The organism is Thermoanaerobacterium sp. RBIITD, from assembly GCF_900205865.1.
Taxonomy (GTDB): Bacteria; Bacillota; Thermoanaerobacteria; order Thermoanaerobacterales; family Thermoanaerobacteraceae; genus Thermoanaerobacterium.
In genome coordinates this window covers 1,031,331-1,049,922 of the sequence record NZ_LT906662.1, presented here as the reverse complement: position 1 = coordinate 1,049,922, position 18,592 = coordinate 1,031,331, and the positions used below count along the sequence as shown (strand labels likewise).

The 18,592-nt window shown below is 33.0% G+C and carries 10 protein-coding genes; all 10 read left to right on the top strand.

Translation table 11 applies throughout. From position 1 onward, the window contains the following. The first annotated feature begins 248 nt into the window (after positions 1-248). The 10 genes from CPG45_RS04870 to CPG45_RS04825 all read left to right on the top strand — a co-directional run bounded on the left by CPG45_RS04870 (position 249) and on the right by CPG45_RS04825 (position 18,592). Positions 249-2,732, top strand: coding sequence for a HelD family protein (locus CPG45_RS04870; RefSeq protein WP_096230886.1), 2,484 nt, complete (start codon positions 249-251; stop codon positions 2,730-2,732). A 17-nt stretch (positions 2,733-2,749) separates the two neighbouring features. Then, positions 2,750-3,355, top strand: a complete 606-nt coding sequence (locus CPG45_RS04865) for a DUF1819 family protein (protein WP_157732334.1) — start codon at positions 2,750-2,752, stop codon at positions 3,353-3,355. Next, complete coding sequence (locus CPG45_RS04860) at positions 3,352-3,915, top strand: DUF1788 domain-containing protein (protein ID WP_096230884.1); 564 nt, start codon at positions 3,352-3,354, stop codon at positions 3,913-3,915. The genes CPG45_RS04865 and CPG45_RS04860 overlap by 4 nt, the downstream gene beginning before the upstream one ends. 12 nt (positions 3,916-3,927) lie before the next feature. Then, positions 3,928-7,449 carry a BREX system P-loop protein BrxC gene (gene brxC / locus CPG45_RS04855; RefSeq protein ID WP_096230883.1) on the top strand — a complete coding sequence of 1,174 codons (3,522 nt, stop codon included), beginning with the start codon at positions 3,928-3,930 and terminating at the stop codon, positions 7,447-7,449. 30 nt (positions 7,450-7,479) lie between these two features. Next, complete coding sequence (gene pglX / locus CPG45_RS04850) at positions 7,480-11,013, top strand: BREX-1 system adenine-specific DNA-methyltransferase PglX (protein ID WP_096230882.1); 3,534 nt, start codon at positions 7,480-7,482, stop codon at positions 11,011-11,013. Positions 11,014-11,083: 70 nt separating this feature from the next. Continuing rightward, positions 11,084-13,627 (top strand): BREX-1 system phosphatase PglZ type A, encoded by a 2,544-nt coding sequence (gene pglZ / locus CPG45_RS04845; protein WP_096230881.1) that lies wholly within the window; start codon positions 11,084-11,086, stop codon positions 13,625-13,627. A gap of 12 nt (positions 13,628-13,639) precedes the next feature. Then, complete coding sequence (gene brxL / locus CPG45_RS04840; RefSeq protein WP_197702840.1) at positions 13,640-15,664, top strand: protease Lon-related BREX system protein BrxL; 2,025 nt, start codon at positions 13,640-13,642, stop codon at positions 15,662-15,664. A gap of 41 nt (positions 15,665-15,705) precedes the next feature. Then, entirely contained in the window at positions 15,706-16,827 is a 1,122-nt protein-coding gene (locus tag CPG45_RS04835; RefSeq protein WP_096230879.1) for a DUF3578 domain-containing protein, read from the top strand. Continuing rightward, positions 16,814-17,533, top strand: a complete 720-nt coding sequence (locus tag CPG45_RS04830) for a nuclease domain-containing protein (protein ID WP_231969012.1) — start codon at positions 16,814-16,816, stop codon at positions 17,531-17,533. Before CPG45_RS04835 ends, CPG45_RS04830 begins: the two co-directional genes overlap by 14 nt. Positions 17,534-17,707: 174 nt before the next feature. Further along, complete coding sequence (locus CPG45_RS04825) at positions 17,708-18,592, top strand: ABC transporter ATP-binding protein (RefSeq protein WP_096230877.1); 885 nt, start codon at positions 17,708-17,710, stop codon at positions 18,590-18,592.

Sequence of the window (18,592 nt, the reverse complement as noted above, 5' to 3'; positions counted from 1 at the left end):
TTTTATGCTAATAATATCTTTGCATTTTTATATAATATAAATTTTATCTCTCGCAGAAATATTAAAGCAACTTTATTTCTGCGAGTTCGCTTTTATAAACATGTGTTAAAATTAAAATTATTAGCAAAGAATGCAGGAAAATTTGAATGGATGGAGAATAGATAAATGTAGATACTTACTGATAAAAGTTGAACGGATGTGTTTTATGTATAAATTTTGTATGTAAGTGTAATAGGGGAGTGCAAGCGATGGCGTTGAATCTTGATTATTTAGATAGAGATGACGAACTCAGGTTTAAAGAGGAGAATAGTCATTTAAGCAAAGTCAAAAATGCTATAAAAGAAGAGGAAAAGAGACTAGGAGATGAACTTCAGAAAAAGGTAAAGGATAATGATTTAAAAAGTCCGCTATATCAAAAAATAGCTGATGAGGAAGTAAGTAATAGCTATCTACAGCTATTAAGCGATAACTTAATAAAACTAGACAAGCTTAAGTATTCTCCATACAGTGCACGAATGGATTTTCAGTATGATGGCGAAGATGAGATACAGAGAATTTACATAGGCGAAGTGCCTTACAATTTCGGTACAGATACTGAAGATCTAAACATATACGATTGGCGGTCTCCAATTGGGGATGTATATTATAAAGGCGGCATAGGACCATGTGAGGTTGTTGTAAAAGATAGAAATGGAAAGTTAAGGACGATAAAAGGCAAAAGTTATTTAAAGCGAAGCATAGTGATAGAAAAGGGGCAAATTACTAGGATTCAAGATCTAGAAGTTGTTGGTAAAAGCAAAGAAGACGAAAAGATAATTGCAGACAAAAACCTCATTGAACTTTTAAATAAAGGATCGGATACTAAATTAAAAAATATCATTGCATCTATACAAAAAGATCAAAATGACATTATAAGAGAAGACATTAGCAAAGTTGTTTTCATACAAGGATGTGCCGGAAGCGGGAAAAGCACTATCGCTTTGCACAGAATATCGTATCTAATATACAGCTATAACTTGAAAGGTGAGGATATATTAGTAATTGCTCCAAATAAATTATTTCTAAATTATATAAGCACTACATTGCCAGAGCTAGATGTGGAAAATGCACTGCAAGTCACATACAAGGACTTTGCAGAAAAAGTAATAGGAGAGAAAATACCAGTTGAGTATGATTTGAATAGAAGCAATGAAAAAGTCAATCAATATGAAGATGTCCTTAAAATAAAAGGAAGCCTTCAATTTAAAGAGATTATAAATACATATGCTGAAAGTTTATTGATAAAGGCGATACCAACTAGGGATTTATCAATATACGATAAGACATTGTATACATATAAAGATCTTCAAAATATGTTTATGGTACAATTTGGAGGTTATAAATTAAACGAAAGAATTGAAAGATTTAAAGAGTATTTAAAAAATCAGTTAAAAGACAAGAAAGAAGAAGTGGTTGGGAAGTATAAAGAAGAGCTTTTGAATCAATTAAATTTATTTAAAAAGCAAGCTGAAGGGTATAAAAGTATTGATGATGAAATATCAATGTTTGCAGATGAAATTGACAAAAACGTCAATAGGATGGAAAGACATTTTGACATAATAGTCGGTGAATATCTAAATAGCATAAAAGAATTTGATGCAATTGAACACTATTTAGAGTTGATTACTAATATCGAGCTATTGCAAAGGGCAAATGAAGGCAGGCTGGATGACAAAACATTAAAGAGAATAGTGGAATTTTCATCAAAAGGCTTTACAGAACAAGATGTTGCAGGGATACTTTATCTTTTCAGCTTATTAAATAATACAGATAGCTTCAAATACAAGCATATAGCGATTGATGAGAGTCAAGACTTAAGCCCGTTTGAAATATTTACGCTAAAGTTATTTTCTGACAATTTGTCATTTACGATAGTAGGTGACATAAATCAATCGATAGTGCCATTTAAACAGACATACAACATAAATACTGTTAAAAAAATATTTGATTACAGCAAAAACTTGAAAATATACAATATCAAAAGAAGCTATAGAAGTACTTATGAAATAGTTATGTTTGCCCGTGAGCTAATTAAGTGTAATGACGGTGCATCAGAATATTTGCCAGAGCCTTTAATGAGGAAGGGTGACAAGCCTCTTGTAATTGAGAAAGAAAATGATGAGGAGATTTATGATAGAATTATTGATATAATAAAAGAAAAATACCATGGTAAAGAGAATATAGCCATAATTTCAAAGACTGTTGATGGTTGTGAAAGACTTTACGAAAATTTAAAATCAAGGATGTCTGTCAATCTCATATCAGACGATATGAAGGAGTACAAAGGCGGAATATCAATAATTCCGGCATATTTAACAAAAGGCTTAGAGTTTGATATAGTGATTATTGCAGATGCTGATAAAGACACGTACTCTGATATATTGATGGACCGCAACTTGCTGTATGTGCAGATTACAAGGGCGCTTCACAATGTCTACATATTGAGCAAAGGAGAGCTTACTCCAATAATTGAAAAAATCGATTTTGACTTATACGATAGAGAGGAATCCGCACGCGACAAAAATATAAAGCTTAATACTATCAAAGAATTGATAATAGAGACAATTAAAGATAAATTTGGATCTGTGCCATATGAACTGGAGATAGCAGTAAAGAAAGAAAACGACAATGAAAAATTAAAGAGGATGTTGTCTAAAGTTGCTATATCTAAGGATATAAAAGAGATTATGTGATAGGTGGTGCACAATATTTGAAAGAATTAGATTACACAGCGCGTATGACAGGTGAGCCATACCTTTATTTTGAGACAAAAGTTGTTGCAAAGCTGATGCAGGATAAAGTTGAAAAAGAAAAAATGATAAACATGATAAAGGAAGAAAATTTATTCCAATATAAAACGAAAAAAAGCATTGATAAGATATTTAATGCTGTCTATAAGCGTCTTTGCGTACTTGACGAATATTTATTAAATATTGTTGCAAATTACAACAGTCAGGAAAGCAAAATTGTCGTTTTGTATGGCTTGATGAAAACAAACAGACTTTTTTTTGAGTTTATGAATGAAGTATTTAGAGAGAAAATCAATGAAAGATCATATAAGCTAAATAAATCGGATATTATGGCTTTTTTTGATAGCAAAAGAGAGCAAAGTGAAAAAGTTGCTAAGTGGCATGATTATACATTGAATAAGCTATCGCAGGTTTTTACAAAGACGCTTTTAGAAGCGGGACTTATCAATAATAAAGTTGAAAAGAGGATTGTAATTCCTTCAATCGATAAAGGATTAATAGATCATTTCATTGAGATAGGAGATGCAGCATATATAAAGGCGATGATGGGAGATATGATTATATGAGTGAGTTAGATAAAAGATTGCAAATGGTATATGAAAAAATAAAATCAAAAGAGATAATTTCAAGAAAAGGGTTAGGTAATGAAATACCTTACTATATATTTGATTACGATCCGCATGACGAGCTTAAGATAAGGAATTTTGTTAAATTGATTATGAAAAATTTTGGCTATGACGGATCAGAAATAAATCCAGTAGAAATTGACTTATATGAAGTATTTCTAGATATTCTTAAAGAAAAAAACATTTTCGACGTTATAGAGGAATATGAAAAAAGCATGGGAAAAGACAAAATGTTTAGAGCTTTAGAGTCTGTTTCAAAACCTGAAAATTTTATAAATGTAATAACAAAGCAAGCAGAAGGACACAATCTAATTTTGATTACAGGAGTTGGAAAGGTATGGCCCTTTATGAGGGCGCATATTATTCTGAATAATTTAAAAAATCATATTGACAAAACGGCTACAATACTGTTTTTCCCTGGCACTTTTAGTGGTACATCAGTTAAGCTCTTTTCTATATTTGAAGATAAAAATTATTATAGAGGGTTTAAAATATCATAAGGGGGACATGCAATGATTATAAAGGATTTGTTTGTAAAAGATATAGATAGAGATCTAAATGGAGTTATAAAAGCAGAGCAGACTGATGACATATATCAAGAGCTTGATGAATACGTCGTTACAGATGAATTATTAAAGCATTTTAATGACTTTTTTTCTGCTTACTGTAAATCATTAGATGGGCCGACTGATAAGATAGGTGTGTGGATTTCTGGCTTTTTTGGTTCTGGTAAATCACACCTTTTGAAGATTTTGGCATACATATTAAATAATCAAGACGTAAACGGTAGGAGACCAGTAAGTTTCTTTGATGATAAGATAAAAGATCCACTTCTTTTAAGCGAGATGAAAAGAGCTGCCAATTCTTCATGCGATGTAATACTTTTTGACATAGACTCAAAAGCAAAGACAGACAGCAAGGTAAAAGAAAGTGGACTAGTAGAGACATTTATGAGAGTATTCGATGAGATGCAAGGCTTTTACGGTTTTACACCGTGGATTGCTGAATTTGAGAGGAATCTTTATAAAGACAACAAGTACGATGAATTTAAGGAAGCATTTGAAGCAGTGTCAGGCAGAAAATGGGAGGATAGAAGAGATACTGCATACTTTGAAAGAGACAATATAGTAAAAGCCTTGACATTATCTACAGGCATGTCAAAAGAAGCAGCTGAATTGCTATTTGACAAGGCAGAGAGCAATTATTCAATTACGATAGACAAATTTGCAGACATTGTGAAAGAATACTGTGAATCTAGAGGAAATGACCACAGAGTACTGTTTTTTGTAGATGAAGTTGGTCAGTTTATCGGCGACAATTCAGATCTGATGTTAAACTTGCAGACGATAGTGGAGGATCTTGGCATAAAGTTGAGAGGAAAAGCATGGGTGGTAGTGACATCGCAGCAGGATATAGACAGATTTGTAAAAGAGACAAAAAATAAAGAGTACGATTTTTCAAAGATACAAGGGAGATTTGCTACAAGGATAAATCTTTCGAGTGCAAATACTGATGAGGTTATAAAGAAGAGAATATTGGAAAAAAGCGATGTTGCTAAAGATACATTGAGAAGCTTATACGCTGAAAAAAGCGCCGTACTTAAAAACATAATAAGCTTTTCATCAGCTACATCTGACATGACGTCATACAAAGATGAAAATGACTTTATAGAAGTATACCCATTTGTGCCGTACCAATTTAATTTGCTTCAGAATGTCTTTGAAGTCGTAAGAAGCCACGGCGCAGCAGGAAAACACATATCAGAAGGTGAAAGGTCACTTCTGGGCGCATTTAAAGAGGCAGCTTCTATGTTTAGAGGCAAAAATATTGGTATATTAATACCATTTTATGTATTTTACGATACAATTGAAGACCATCTTGATTCATCAGTAAAAAGGGCAGTCATACAGGCACAGAAGAATGAAAGCATAAAAGAGCAAGATGTGAAGCTATTGAAGCTTCTCTTCCTTTTAAAATATGTTGATAGAGTCAAGGCAAATGTGGAAAATCTCACGACGCTTATGATAGATGATATAGATGTAGACAAGATTTCATTGAGGTCCAGCATAGTCGAATCATTAGATCGTCTAAAGAGAGAAAATTACATCCAGCAAAATGGCGATGAATATATATTTTTAACTGATGTAGAACAGGATATTAATAGAGAGATAAAATCAGTAAATGTAGATGAAAGAGAAATAATCGATGAAGTAATGAAAATGATATTCGCAGATATATACGATAATAAGAGCTTCAAATACTCTTCATATAATGTCTTTAATATAATAAGGCAAGTTGACGGCTATAATTATGGCACAATGAAAGGTGATATAACGATAAAGATAGTTACACCTTACTTTGAAACACCAAAGACCGATTATGAGCTTTTACTCATGTCAAAAGACAGCAGCACAATGATATTAAAACTGCCAGATGACACAGATTGCTTTGACGAGGTGAAAGAGTATATACAGACAAAGAAATACATCAATGATAAGTTGAATAATGCGGCGGAAGAAATTAGAAAATTGATAAACATAAAACAGAGCGAAAATGATGGAAGGGAAAAGAGAATAAAAAATCAGCTAGCAAACTTGATAGCTGCTGCAGATGTGTACATTGAAGGTCAGAAGTTTGACATAAAAGTAAACAATCCCCGTGAAAAAATCGATAATGGGTTAAAAATATTGGTAGAAAATGTATATACAAGAATGAACTACATCAATGTTCATACGACCGGTGCTGATGATATAAAGAAGATAATAAAATCAAATGAGACAAAGCTGTCATTTACAGAAGAAGCCGACAATAAGCTGGCCATAAAAGAATTACAGAAATATTTAGAGGAACAGAGATTTATAAAAAGCAATTATTTGACAGTAAAAGACATAATTGATAGATACTCCAGCAAGCCGTACGGATGGAATCAACTAGACATCGCAGGCTTGATTGCAACTATGTTTAAGGGTGGCATGGTGAAGATCAGCTACAATAGTGAGTATATATCGATTGACAACAAAAATGTCGTAGACTATCTTACAAAAAATAGCGAGATAGACAAGACGGTAGTAGAGTATAGAGAAGCATTAGATGCAAAATTTTTAAAGAAAGTAAAAGATGTTGCAAACGTGATTTTTGGTCAGCTCGATTTGCCTGATGAAGAGGATAAACTTTATTCAGCAGTAAAGAATTTAGTCGATAAAAAGATTGAAATTATAAAAGGCTACATAGCACAATACAAGAATAGATATCCAGGTAAAAAGGAGCTGGACATTGCACTTGATTTATACAGTGAAATGCTGCACAAGAAGGATGAAAAGGAATTTTTTGATAAATTAATAGCTGAAGAAGATGATTTAATTGAAATAAATGAGGAACTGGAAAAAGTCATAAGCTTTTATGAACATCAAAAAGATATATTTGATAGCGGATTGGACTGCTTGAAAATGGTAGATAATAGCGAAAGCTACATTTCAAGCCAAGTGATAAGAGATAAATCCGTTGCATTGAGGAGAATAATTGAGAGTCCATCACCTTATGCGATGATAAAAGAAATACCTGAACTTGTAGATGAGATAGGAAAAGAGTACGAAAAAATCTTAAACGAGAGAAAAGAAATAGCAAAGAAGAAGATATTAGATGACAGAAAACGCGTAGAAGAAAATCTTCAAATTGAATGTTTATCAGATGATTTTAAGAAAAGACTGCTGTTGTACTTCGATGATTTTTTAAGCCAATTAGATAGGATTACACAGATTAAGGACGTGGAAGCATTAAAATCCATTTCTGATGAAAGATATAGAGGGTGTATCAAGGAAATTGATGCAGAGGTATATAAAGTACAAAATGAGAAAAATTATGCAAAAGACAATGACCAGCATGAAAAACCGAAACCTATAAGACAAGTAGAACTAAAAAATTACATAGGTAATCTTACGATTTTGGAAACAGAAGATGATGTTGATAGATTTTTAAATCAATTGAGAGAGAAACTTATAGAAAATCTAAAAGAAGGCAGGATACGCCTATTATGATGAATATCGACTTTTGATGGAGGTCTTCAGATGAATAAAAATGCTATAAAAAATTACGCGGTATGGGCAAGAAATCAATTGATAAATGACATAAAGTTTAAAGCATATTCTTACGAGATTACAAAAGACAGCATACAAGACGTGAAAAAGTTAAATGATGCAGTCTTATTAAATGGCAAGCTGTACAGCGACGACGTATATGATAAGCGCAATAAACTTATAGAGAGGATACAGGAAGTAGGAGATTTTGATCAAGTAATAGAAGAGATTGCATACACTTGGTTCAATAGATTTATAGCACTGAGATATATGGAGGTCAACGGATACCTGCCTACAGGTGTCCGTGTGCTTTCATCCAGTGAAGAAGGTAGATGGGAACCGGATATAGTGTACAATGCATTAACAGTCGACTTGCCAGTAGATAAGAAGAAAGTCTTAGAATACAAAGAGAAAAATAACATAGAGGAATTGTACAGGTACCTTCTTATAATACAGTGCAATGAGTTAAACCGTATACTTCCTTTTATGTTTGAGGAAATAAATGACTATACCGAGCTGCTTCTTCCTGACAATCTATTAAAGGAAGGCTCTGTCATTAGAAGGCTTGTAAGCGACATAGATGAAGCTGACTTTAAAGAAGGAGTAGAAATAATAGGTTGGCTTTATCAATTCTATGTATCAGAGAAGCATGAAAAAGTCGTTGGTATTAATAAAGGGACTATAAAAAGGGAGGACATCCCAGCTGCTACACAGCTATTTACACCAGAATGGATTGTTAAATATATGGTGGACAATTCTTTAGGTAAGCTATGGATTGAAGGCAAGAATGATAAAAACCTTAAAGACAAATTGACGTTTTACTTAAATAGATGTATTGATATTGATTCATCGGACAATAAAAATAATGATTTCAGCGGATTAAAACCTGAAAATATTAAGATATTAGATCCAGCTTGTGGCTCGGGGCATATATTGGTCTATGCTTTTGAAGTATTATATGATATATACTTAAATTACGGTTATATGAAGAGCGAAATACCAGCTCTTATAATAGAGAATAACCTTTATGGTCTTGATATAGATGACAGAGCTGCACAATTAGCTTCTTTTTCAGTAGTAATGAAAGCAAGAGAAAAAAACAGGCTATTTTTTAAATACATTGAAAAATATGGTTTAGAAGTGAATATTGTTTCTATAAAAGAGACAAATAGTCTAATCAGAACAGATGATGCTAAAAAAATATTACTGCAAGGTGTAAAAGACATAGAATATGCCGATAATCAGATTAACAATCTTTTAGATATATTTAATGATGCAAAACTGTATGGCTCAATCTTAGAAGTTAAAGATGTAGATTTTGATTTTTGGCAGGAAAGATTAGATTATATAAATTCAAATATAGGAAATATGATTGATTATGACTATAGCAAATTAGTTGAGTTAAGAAAAATATTACCAGATATAGTAAAACAGGCACATATAATGAGCATGAAGTACGATGTAGTTGTCACGAATCCACCATATATGGGAAAAGACAAAATGGAAGCTAAATTAAAGGATTATGTTATAAAGAATTACAAGGATTACAATAGTGATTTATTTTCTATTTTTATATATAAAAATTTAAAATATACTAAAGAAAATGGTTTTGCTGGATTTATGTCACCATTTGTGTGGATGTTTATTAAATCATATGAAAAGTTAAGAGAGTATTTAATAGACTTTAAGACTATAAGTAGTTTAATACAATTGGAATATGGAGCATTTGAAGAAGCCACTGTTCCAATTTGCACATATGTAATCAAGAATTGCAAAGATGAAAATTATAAAGGAGATTATATAAGGCTTTCAGATTTTAAAGGTGCTGATAATCAACCTATAAAAGTAATAGAAGCAATAGAAAATCCAAAAGTTCCTTATCGTTACAATGTTGATCAAAGCACTTTCAAATCTATACCCGGTTCACCTATTGCATACTGGGTAAGCGATAATATGAAAGAAGCGTTTGTAAAAGGAGAAAGGCTTGGAGACATTTGTAAGATATGTAAAGGCTTAGATACATGTAATAATGATGAATTTTTGAGGTGTTGGCATGAAGTCGACATAAATAAGATCGGTTTTGGATTTAAAAATCGCGATGAAGCTAAAGAGAGTGAACTTAAGTGGTTTCCATACAATAAAGGCGGATCATATAGGAAGTGGTATGGCAATAATGAATATGTAGTAAATTGGCATGATGATGGATATGAGATAAGAAATTATAGGGATAAAAATGGTAGATTACTTTCAAGACCACAGAATATGGATTATTATTTTAGAGAAGGTATTACATGGTCTGCTATATCAAGTAAAAAATTATCATTTCGACTTTTAAAAAATTCAATATATGGTGGGGGAGGCAGTGCATTATTTCCAGAAAATAATTTATTTTTAATCTTATCATTTTTGAATTCAAAATATGCGTTGCATATTTTGAAAATATTAAATCAAACATTAAATATATTAGTTGGAGATATAGAAAGATTACCCCTTTTAGATATGTCGAAAGAACTTAAAACTCAAATTGATAAATTAGTAAATCAAAATATCTCTATATCCAAGACAGACTGGGATTCATTTGAGACATCGTGGGACTTTGAAGAGCATCCATTCTTGAAATATAGAAATGGAGCTGATACGATTGAAGAGGCATATAATAATTGGGCAGATTTTGCAGAAAATCAGTTTAATACATTAAAAGCAAATGAAGAGGAGCTAAACCGTATATTCATTGATATATATGGTTTGCAGGATGAGCTTACGCCAGATGTGGATGATAATGATGTGACGGTGAGAAAAGCAGATCCGGTTAGGGATGTAAAAAGCTTTATATCATACGCTGTCGGTTGCATGTTTGGCAGGTATTCACTTGATAAGAAAGGACTTGTATACGCAGGGGGAGAATTTGACATTGATAAGTACAAGACTTATAAAGCAGATGAAGATGGCATAATTCCTATAACAGACAGTGAGTATTTCCATGATGACATCGTGTCAAAGTTTATAGATTTTGTGAAGACAGTTTTTGGACCTAATACGCTTTCTCAAAACTTGGAGTTTATAGCAAATGCGATAGGCAGGAATGATAACGAGACGGCAGCAGACGCTATAAGGCGGTATTTCTTAAATAGTTTTTACAAAGATCATACAAGTATATATCAAAAGAGGCCTATATACTGGCTTTTTACATCAGGCAAAGAGAAAGCCTTCAATGCTCTTATATACATTCATAGATATAATAAAGATACATTGGCAAAGATGAGGACAGATTACCTCCACATGCTTATAAACAAGGTTAGTTCTGAAATAAATAGATTAAATTCATTAATAGCAAGTGACATACCAAGAGATGAGAAGAGAAAGTATGAGAAGCTTTTGGATAAGCTAAATAAGCAACTTCAAGAGATGGGCAAATACGATGAATTGCTGCGGCACTATGCAGAAAGAGGTATCGAAATAGATCTTGATGATGGTGTAAAAATAAATTATACTAAGTTTGACGGCTTATTAGCCAATATACGATGATGATATTTTATTCTTTAAAAGGGCTTGCATTTTCAAGCCCTTTTAAATCAGAGAAGAGGGCAGGAATTTTATGAATCTGGAAGAATTACAAGACAGGATATTAAAAAAATTTGATGAGGCAAAGAAGGATTGCGATAGATCCATTGTTTTTTGGTACGATGAAGATGGCCAGTTTAGCGAGTTTATAGATAAGCTTGATTTAGGTGACATAAAGATATGGAGACTTATGCCTAATAATAACTTCGCGACAAAATACCTATTGGAGTCAATCGATAAAGAATCTGATTATTTGATATATGCTGATTTTAAGAGACCGGCCAATGAAGACAATTGGCTTTTGGACATAGAGCTTTATTCAGATCAATTTAGCACTGACAAGGTATCCCTCATAATGAGCGATTTAGGCATAAAGGATCTTTCATTAAAAGATATTGTGGGAAAAACCGTGAAGTTTTTCGACAATAATAAAATGGTAGATAGATTGAAGTCTTACAGTATAGAAGAATATAATGAAGATGATCTTGTATGTGGCATGATATCATCTCTATGTGATATGAAGATTTTAGACTTTGAGGGGTCTATCAAAAATCTGATTAAAGCTGGATTTGATGAAGAAAATAATCAGTATTATAAAAATTTGTCGGAGTTCTTCGATTTAGGATTATTTTGGAACAGAGTGAAAAAGGAGTTTGGATATATAGATGATAATCCAACTTTAAAAGGTCTATTTATGACAATCGCTATATCATCGTTGGCAAATGAGGTCTCATTTACTCTGCCAGAAAAGCTAAAGAAATATGTATCACAAAAGCCTTCAAGCTGTGCAGTATTTATAAACCATTGGATGAGTCACTACGATGATTACGAAATTCTTCAAAAATTGCTTATTGAGCTTGAAGAAGAGCTTGATTTAGATTCTATTGTAAAAAGGGTTGACATTGATACGTATATTACAGCAGAGACATTTAGCATATTTGATAGGTCACTTATTCGCAAGATAATAGATTCTCTCATAAATGGCGAAGAAAATTACGATGATTATTTGAAAGCAATAAACAAGAGAAAGGGCCTTTACTGGTATAGAAGGTACAGAAGTATTTACGAAGCTCTTTACTTTGCAATACAGATTTACATAGAAAAGAAAAAGCTGCAAAGGGGCTTTGGCGCTTTGGACGCCAAAGAAATGATAGAAAGATATACAAATGAGTACTACAAAATAGATTACTGCTACAGGAAGTTTATTTTGAATTACGATGATGTAGACAATCCTGACCTTTTTGTTGATCTCAAAGAAAATGTAGACAATATTTACGACAATTGGTATTTAAAAAGTATTACGCCATGCTGGAATGATTCAATGTTAAATGAATCAAGTGAATTTCTCATAGATGGTGTGCGCTTGCAAGAGAATTTTTATAAAGATGAAATTGCTAAAGTTCTTGCGAAAAATGATAGAGACAAGATCATCGTTATAATATCAGATGCCTTAAGGTACGATGTGGCTGTGGAGCTAAAAGAGCTTCTTAATATGGACACAAAGGGAAGCGCTGATATTTCATATATGCTTGGCGTTGTGCCGTCTATAACGAAGATGGGTATGTCAGCTCTTCTACCTCATAATATCATAGATATAAACGATGACGGCCTTGTATTTGTCGATGATATAGATTCTTCCAGCACAGAGAATAGAGATAAGATTTTGAAGATGAATTATAAAAATTCAGCTGCTATAAATTACGAAGACTTTATGGGCATGACCAGAGAGGAAGGAAGGCAGTTTATAAAATCAAATAGAGTCATATACATTTATCATAATGCGATTGATGCAATTGGCGATAAAGCAATAACTGAAAGCAAAGTATTTGTTGCATGTGATGAAGCATTGGAAGAGCTAAAAAAGGCTATAGAAAGGCTTAATAACTTAAGCGTTACAAATATAATCATAACTTCAGATCATGGATTTATATACAAGAGAAAAAAGATGGAGGAAAGTGATAAGATTGAAGTAGGAAGTGAGTGCAAGATCAACAAAAGATATGTATTGACCAATGAAAGATTTGACATACCAGGTGTATTTGCAATAAATGTGAGATTTTTAAAAGACAAGCCACAAGTTTTAGTGCCTAAAAACATTGGAATATTTAAGGCGGCTGGTTCTGGTATAAATTACGTCCATGGTGGTTCTAGCTTGCAAGAAGTAGTCATACCTCTTCTTCGCTACAAAAATTTGAAGATGTCAAAAGAGGAAGCGATAACAAAAGCAAATATTGTGCTTACGACACAAAACAAAAAGATAACAAATAATACATTTACTTTGACATTTTTCCAAGTTGATAGAGTTGATGATGAAGAGAAAGTGGTTCCAAATACATTTAAAATATACATGGAGGACTTAGATACTGGTGAAGTTATATCAAATGTCAATACGATTGTAGCAGATAAAAAATCGCAAAATTACGATGAGAGAGTCTTTAAGATAAGATTTACGCTAAAAAGCGGGAATTACGATAAAACAAAAAATTATTATCTGATTATAGAAGATGACAGCAAAGTTTTAGACAAGGTACCATTTAAGATAAATCTAGGTATAACAAATGATTTTGATTTGATATAGGGGTAATCGATTATGGATTTGGATGAAAAATTAAATGAATACTTTGCAGGAAGAGTAGTGAGAAAAGACCTTACAAAGTTAATCAAGGAAGGTGCCAATGTACCAACATATGTTTTAGAGTATTTGCTGGGGATGTACTGTGCAACAGATGACGAAGATGCCATAAGAGATGGACTTGATAAAGTAAAAAAGATATTGGCAGATAATTTTGTAAGGCCTGATGAAGCAGAAATGGTCAAGTCAAAGATAAAAGAACTGGGCGTTTACAATGTGATAGACAAAATAAATGTAAAGTTAAATGAAAAGAAGAATATTTATGAAGCAGAGTTTTCTAACCTTGGCCTTAGGAATATAAAAATAGATGACTACTTTGTAAAAAATTATGACAGGCTTTTATCAGGCGGTATATGGTGCATACTTCAGATGGAATACTTCTTTGATGAAAATGTTCGAAACGGCTCACCTTTCTTCATAAGGAGCCTTAAGCCGATACAAATGCCATCAATGGACATAGATGAGATATTTGAGGGAAGAAAGCATTTTACAAAAGATGAGTGGATGGATGTTATATTGCGATCTATAGGAATGGAGCCCACGAAGTTTTCCGAAATACAGAAATGGCATCTCATTGAAAGACTTGTACCGCTTGTTGAAAATAACTATAACCTTTGTGAGCTTGGGCCAAGAGGCACTGGCAAGTCTCATGTGTACAAGGAGATATCGCCTAATGCCATATTAGTTTCGGGAGGACACACAACTGTAGCAAATCTTTTCTACAATATGTCGACTAAATCTATTGGCCTCGTTGGGCTTTGGGATGTTGTTGCTTTCGATGAGGTGGCCGGCATTAATTTTAAAGATAAAGATGGCGTTCAAATTATGAAAGACTACATGGCGTCTGGCTCATTTGCCCGTGGCAAAGAAGAGAAAAGCGCAAATGCATCGATGGTTTTTGTGGGGAATATCAACGACAGTGTTGATTACCTTTTAAAGACTTCTCATCTATTTGCGCCGTTCCCTGATGCCATGAATAACGATTCGGCTTTTTTTGATAGAATTCATTTTTACTTGCCTGGTTGGGAGATACCAAAGATGAGGCCTGAGTTTTTTACGGATAGGTATGGATTTATAACTGATTATCTATCGGAATTTTTTAGGGAGATGAGGAAGAGGACTTTCGCTGATGCGATTGACAAATATTTTAAATTAGGAAATAACCTCAATCAAAGAGACGTAATAGCTGTCAAAAAAACTGTATCGGGTCTTTTAAAGATATTGTATCCTGATGAGAATTTTAATAAGGAAGATGTGGAAGAAGTGCTTAAGTATGCTCTTGTTGGAAGAAGAAGGGTAAAAGAGCAGCTTAAAAAAATTGGCGGTATGGAGTTTTATGATGTGCATTTTTCGTATATAGACAATGATACGCTAAAGGAAAATTTCGTGTCTGTTCCTGAGATAGGTGGAGGCAAACTTATACCAGAAGGTGCATACAAACCGGGACACGTCTATACTGTTGGACGAGGCGAATCTGGCATGTTAGGGGTCTTTAAGATAGAAGTTGAATCAATGGCTGGTTCTGGCAAGCTTGAAAAATCAGGAGCGTACAGCAGTAAATTAAAGGAAAGCATCAATATAGCTTTTAACTATTTTAGAGCTAATTCAAAGAGCATAAGCAGTGCTATAAATACAAAGACAATGGATTTTTACATGCACATACAAGACTTGCAAGGCATAGGATCAATAGATGATATGGCATTGCCTGCTTTTATAGCGTTATGTTCACAGTCCCTTTCAAAGCCTATACAAGAGCAAATGGTAGTTCTTGGCTCTATGAGCATAGGTGGGACGATAAAAAAAGTCTCTGATTTGGCTAATATGTTACAAGCCTGCTTTGATGCTGGTGCAAAAAAAGTATTGCTTCCGATGTCTTCTGCTGTTGATATACCATCTGTCCCTCCAGAGCTTTTTTCAAAGTTTCAGATATCATTTTATCAGGACCCGAAAGATGCCGTATTTAAGGCGCTTGGCGTATCATGATTGATTTGAATATACATGCATGTAGGAAGAAGTGATATAATATGCCTCTAAAACAACTTTTTGAAGAAGTGATGAATAATTACATAGTTGCAAAGACTTCGCAACCATTTAAAGGCAACAGAATGGGCGAAATTTTGCGGAATGAGATTCCAAATGCTATACAAAAATTTAGCTTTATAGGTGGAGATTTTATAGTAAAGGGATCATGCGGCCAAGGCAACTGGGCTGAGATCCCATGGGTCGCTATTATGCATAAAAGTGTTACAAAAACTACTATGGAAGGCGTATATATTGTTTATCTATTTTCATCAGATATGAAAAGGCTATATATCACATTAAATCAAGGCTGTACCAAATTAAAGGATGAATATGGGAAAGCTAAGGCAATTGAAAAAATGATGTCTATTGCGACTAGTATAAGGGATAAGTTAAATCCAAAAGGCTGGAAAACCGATGATAATATATCGATTGGCAATGAATTCTATGAAAAGGGAATGATTTTTTATAAATTATATGAAAAAGACAATATACCCAGCGATGAAGTATTAAAGTCTGATCTCAACGATTTAATAAATATTTACATAGATTATATTTTATCTACTAGAAATTCAAGAGAAGAGAGTATGCAAAAGGAAGATATGACAAACACTTTTAACATCAAAGAAGAAATTACAAACATTAAAAACTACATAAGAAGCCGTGGATTTTTATACGATGACAAACTTATTGAAAACTACTACCTGTCTTTGAAGACGAAGCCTTTTTTGATATTGGCAGGTATATCAGGGACAGGCAAAAGCAAGCTGGCAAGGCTTTTTGCTGAAGCCATCGGTGCGACTGCGGAAAATAGTCGTTTTAAGCTTGTGCCTGTTAGGCCTGACTGGTCTGACTCTACAGACTTATTGGGGTATAAGGATCTAAATGGCAGATTTCACCCGGGAGTTCTTACTACTTTTGTAAAAGATGCGATGGAAAATCCTCAAAAGCCGTATTTCTTTGTCTTAGATGAGATGAACCTTGCAAGAGTAGAGTACTACTTCAGCGATGTCTTGTCCATCATAGAATCGAGAAATAGAATAGATAAGAGCATTGTCACAGATAAACTCTTAAATAGAGAGCTTTTACCCCAGAAATGGCGAAAGATACTTTTTGACTTACAATAATAAGTACGACAAAACTGCGACGGTAGCTCAGAAGCCTGATAATGCTTTATCTCTGGAGAAAAAAGGATCAAATGTCAAATACAATTATATATTTGAAGCAAAGTATAGGATATGCTATGACAATGATTACTTAAAAAAGTATTTTACGCCTGGTCCTGAAGAGGATGATATAAATACGATGCACAGGTACAGAGATGCAATCGTGTATGAGAACAAGGATAATCAAAATTTTGAGAGGATGTTTTTTGGTGCATTTGTATTATTTCCTTATTCAAAAGAAGATGAATACAGAAATCATCAATTTTACAAAAGCATCGAGAAGGTAAGCGTAGGCGGACTTCCTTTTTTGCCAAATGCGACAAAACTTGTAGAAGACTTATTAGACGACGTAATAAATGATTCACCTGAAACTACATTTGAAAATACAATTTTTCAATCTGGAACATACGAGTATCTTGAGAAGATCAATTTTAACAGCAAAGAAGTTTTAGTTGGCTTTCTACACAGTAGGAAACAGCTTGAAATAAATCTTAGATATAAATTTTACCATATACCGTATTCAGAGATTAAATCATCTTTGCAGTATTTTAAATATGTTGCTATTATTCAAACAAAAGCGATGGGATTTAATGATGAAGCTGGTATACGGTACTATGGCAAAATTAAGAGATTTGAAGTGTTAAAAAGAAGTGAAATAAAGCGTTGATGAATTTAGGAAAAGGCCTAGTACGGTGATAAAAAGATTAGGTGGTTTGAGATGAAAATAAATATTTTAAAAAAATCAATAATCATCTCAATTGTATGCAAAACTTGTAATAAAATATTAATTTTTTTGCATTAATGGAAATTGACCATGTAGTCAAAATAGGAGGCATTGATTATGAATGTTATTGAAACAAACAAACTTACGAAATATTATGGTAAATCAAGAGGCATTATTGATGTAAGTTTTAATGTTGAAGAGGGAGAGATTTTTGGATTCATAGGTCCAAATGGTGCGGGAAAATCAACAACGATTAGAACTTTATTATCGCTTATTTATCCTACAAGCGGTAGTGCTAAAATATTCGGGAAAGACTGTATTAAATACGGACCTGAAATAAAGAAAGAAATAGGTTATTTGCCATCCGAAGTATTTTATTATGATAATATGAGAGTCATAGATCTTCTAAAGTATTCAGCAAGTTTCTACAAGAAAGACTGCAGCAAGAGAATGAGAGAGCTTGCCGAAATAATGGACCTTGACCTTTATAAGAAGATAGATGATTTGTCATTTGGCAACAGGAAAAAAGTAGGAATCGTTCAAGGACTTTTACATGAACCAAAGCTTATAATACTTGATGAACCAACAAGTGGGCTTGATCCACTAATGCAGCAGAGGTTTTTTAATTTATTACGGGATGAAAATAAGAAAGGTGCAACTGTTCTGTTTTCATCACATATATTAAGTGAAGTTCAAAGATTATGCAATCGCGTTGCGATTATAAAAGAGGGGAAAATCATTAGTCTTGAAAAGATAAGTACATTGAGAGAAAACAGCTATAAAAGAATTGTTGTAGAAACATCAGCTAATATAGGAAGCGAATACTTTAAAATAGATGGTGTAAGCAATATTGAAGTAAAAAACCATACTGTAAGCTTTTTATTCAAAGGCAATATAAATTTAGTCATGAAAAAAATAGCTGAAATAAAAATATCTGATATAATGATTGAAGAACCAAGTCTTGAGGAAATCTTTATGCACTATTATACAAAGGGGGAATAA

Bases quoted from the DNA above. Each gene is read 5' to 3' on its own strand.
- CPG45_RS04870 (WP_096230886.1), top strand. From the start codon at position 249: ATGGCGTTGAATCTTGATTATTTAGATAGAGATGACGAACTCAGGTTT.
- CPG45_RS04825 (WP_096230877.1), top strand. From the start codon at position 17,708: ATGAATGTTATTGAAACAAACAAACTTACGAAATATTATGGTAAATCA.
- brxL (WP_197702840.1), top strand. From the start codon at position 13,640: ATGGATTTGGATGAAAAATTAAATGAATACTTTGCAGGAAGAGTAGTG.
- pglX (WP_096230882.1), top strand. From the start codon at position 7,480: ATGAATAAAAATGCTATAAAAAATTACGCGGTATGGGCAAGAAATCAA.
- CPG45_RS04860 (WP_096230884.1), top strand. From the start codon at position 3,352: ATGAGTGAGTTAGATAAAAGATTGCAAATGGTATATGAAAAAATAAAA.
- brxC (WP_096230883.1), top strand. From the start codon at position 3,928: ATGATTATAAAGGATTTGTTTGTAAAAGATATAGATAGAGATCTAAAT.
- CPG45_RS04835 (WP_096230879.1), top strand. From the start codon at position 15,706: ATGCCTCTAAAACAACTTTTTGAAGAAGTGATGAATAATTACATAGTT.
- pglZ (WP_096230881.1), top strand. From the start codon at position 11,084: ATGAATCTGGAAGAATTACAAGACAGGATATTAAAAAAATTTGATGAG.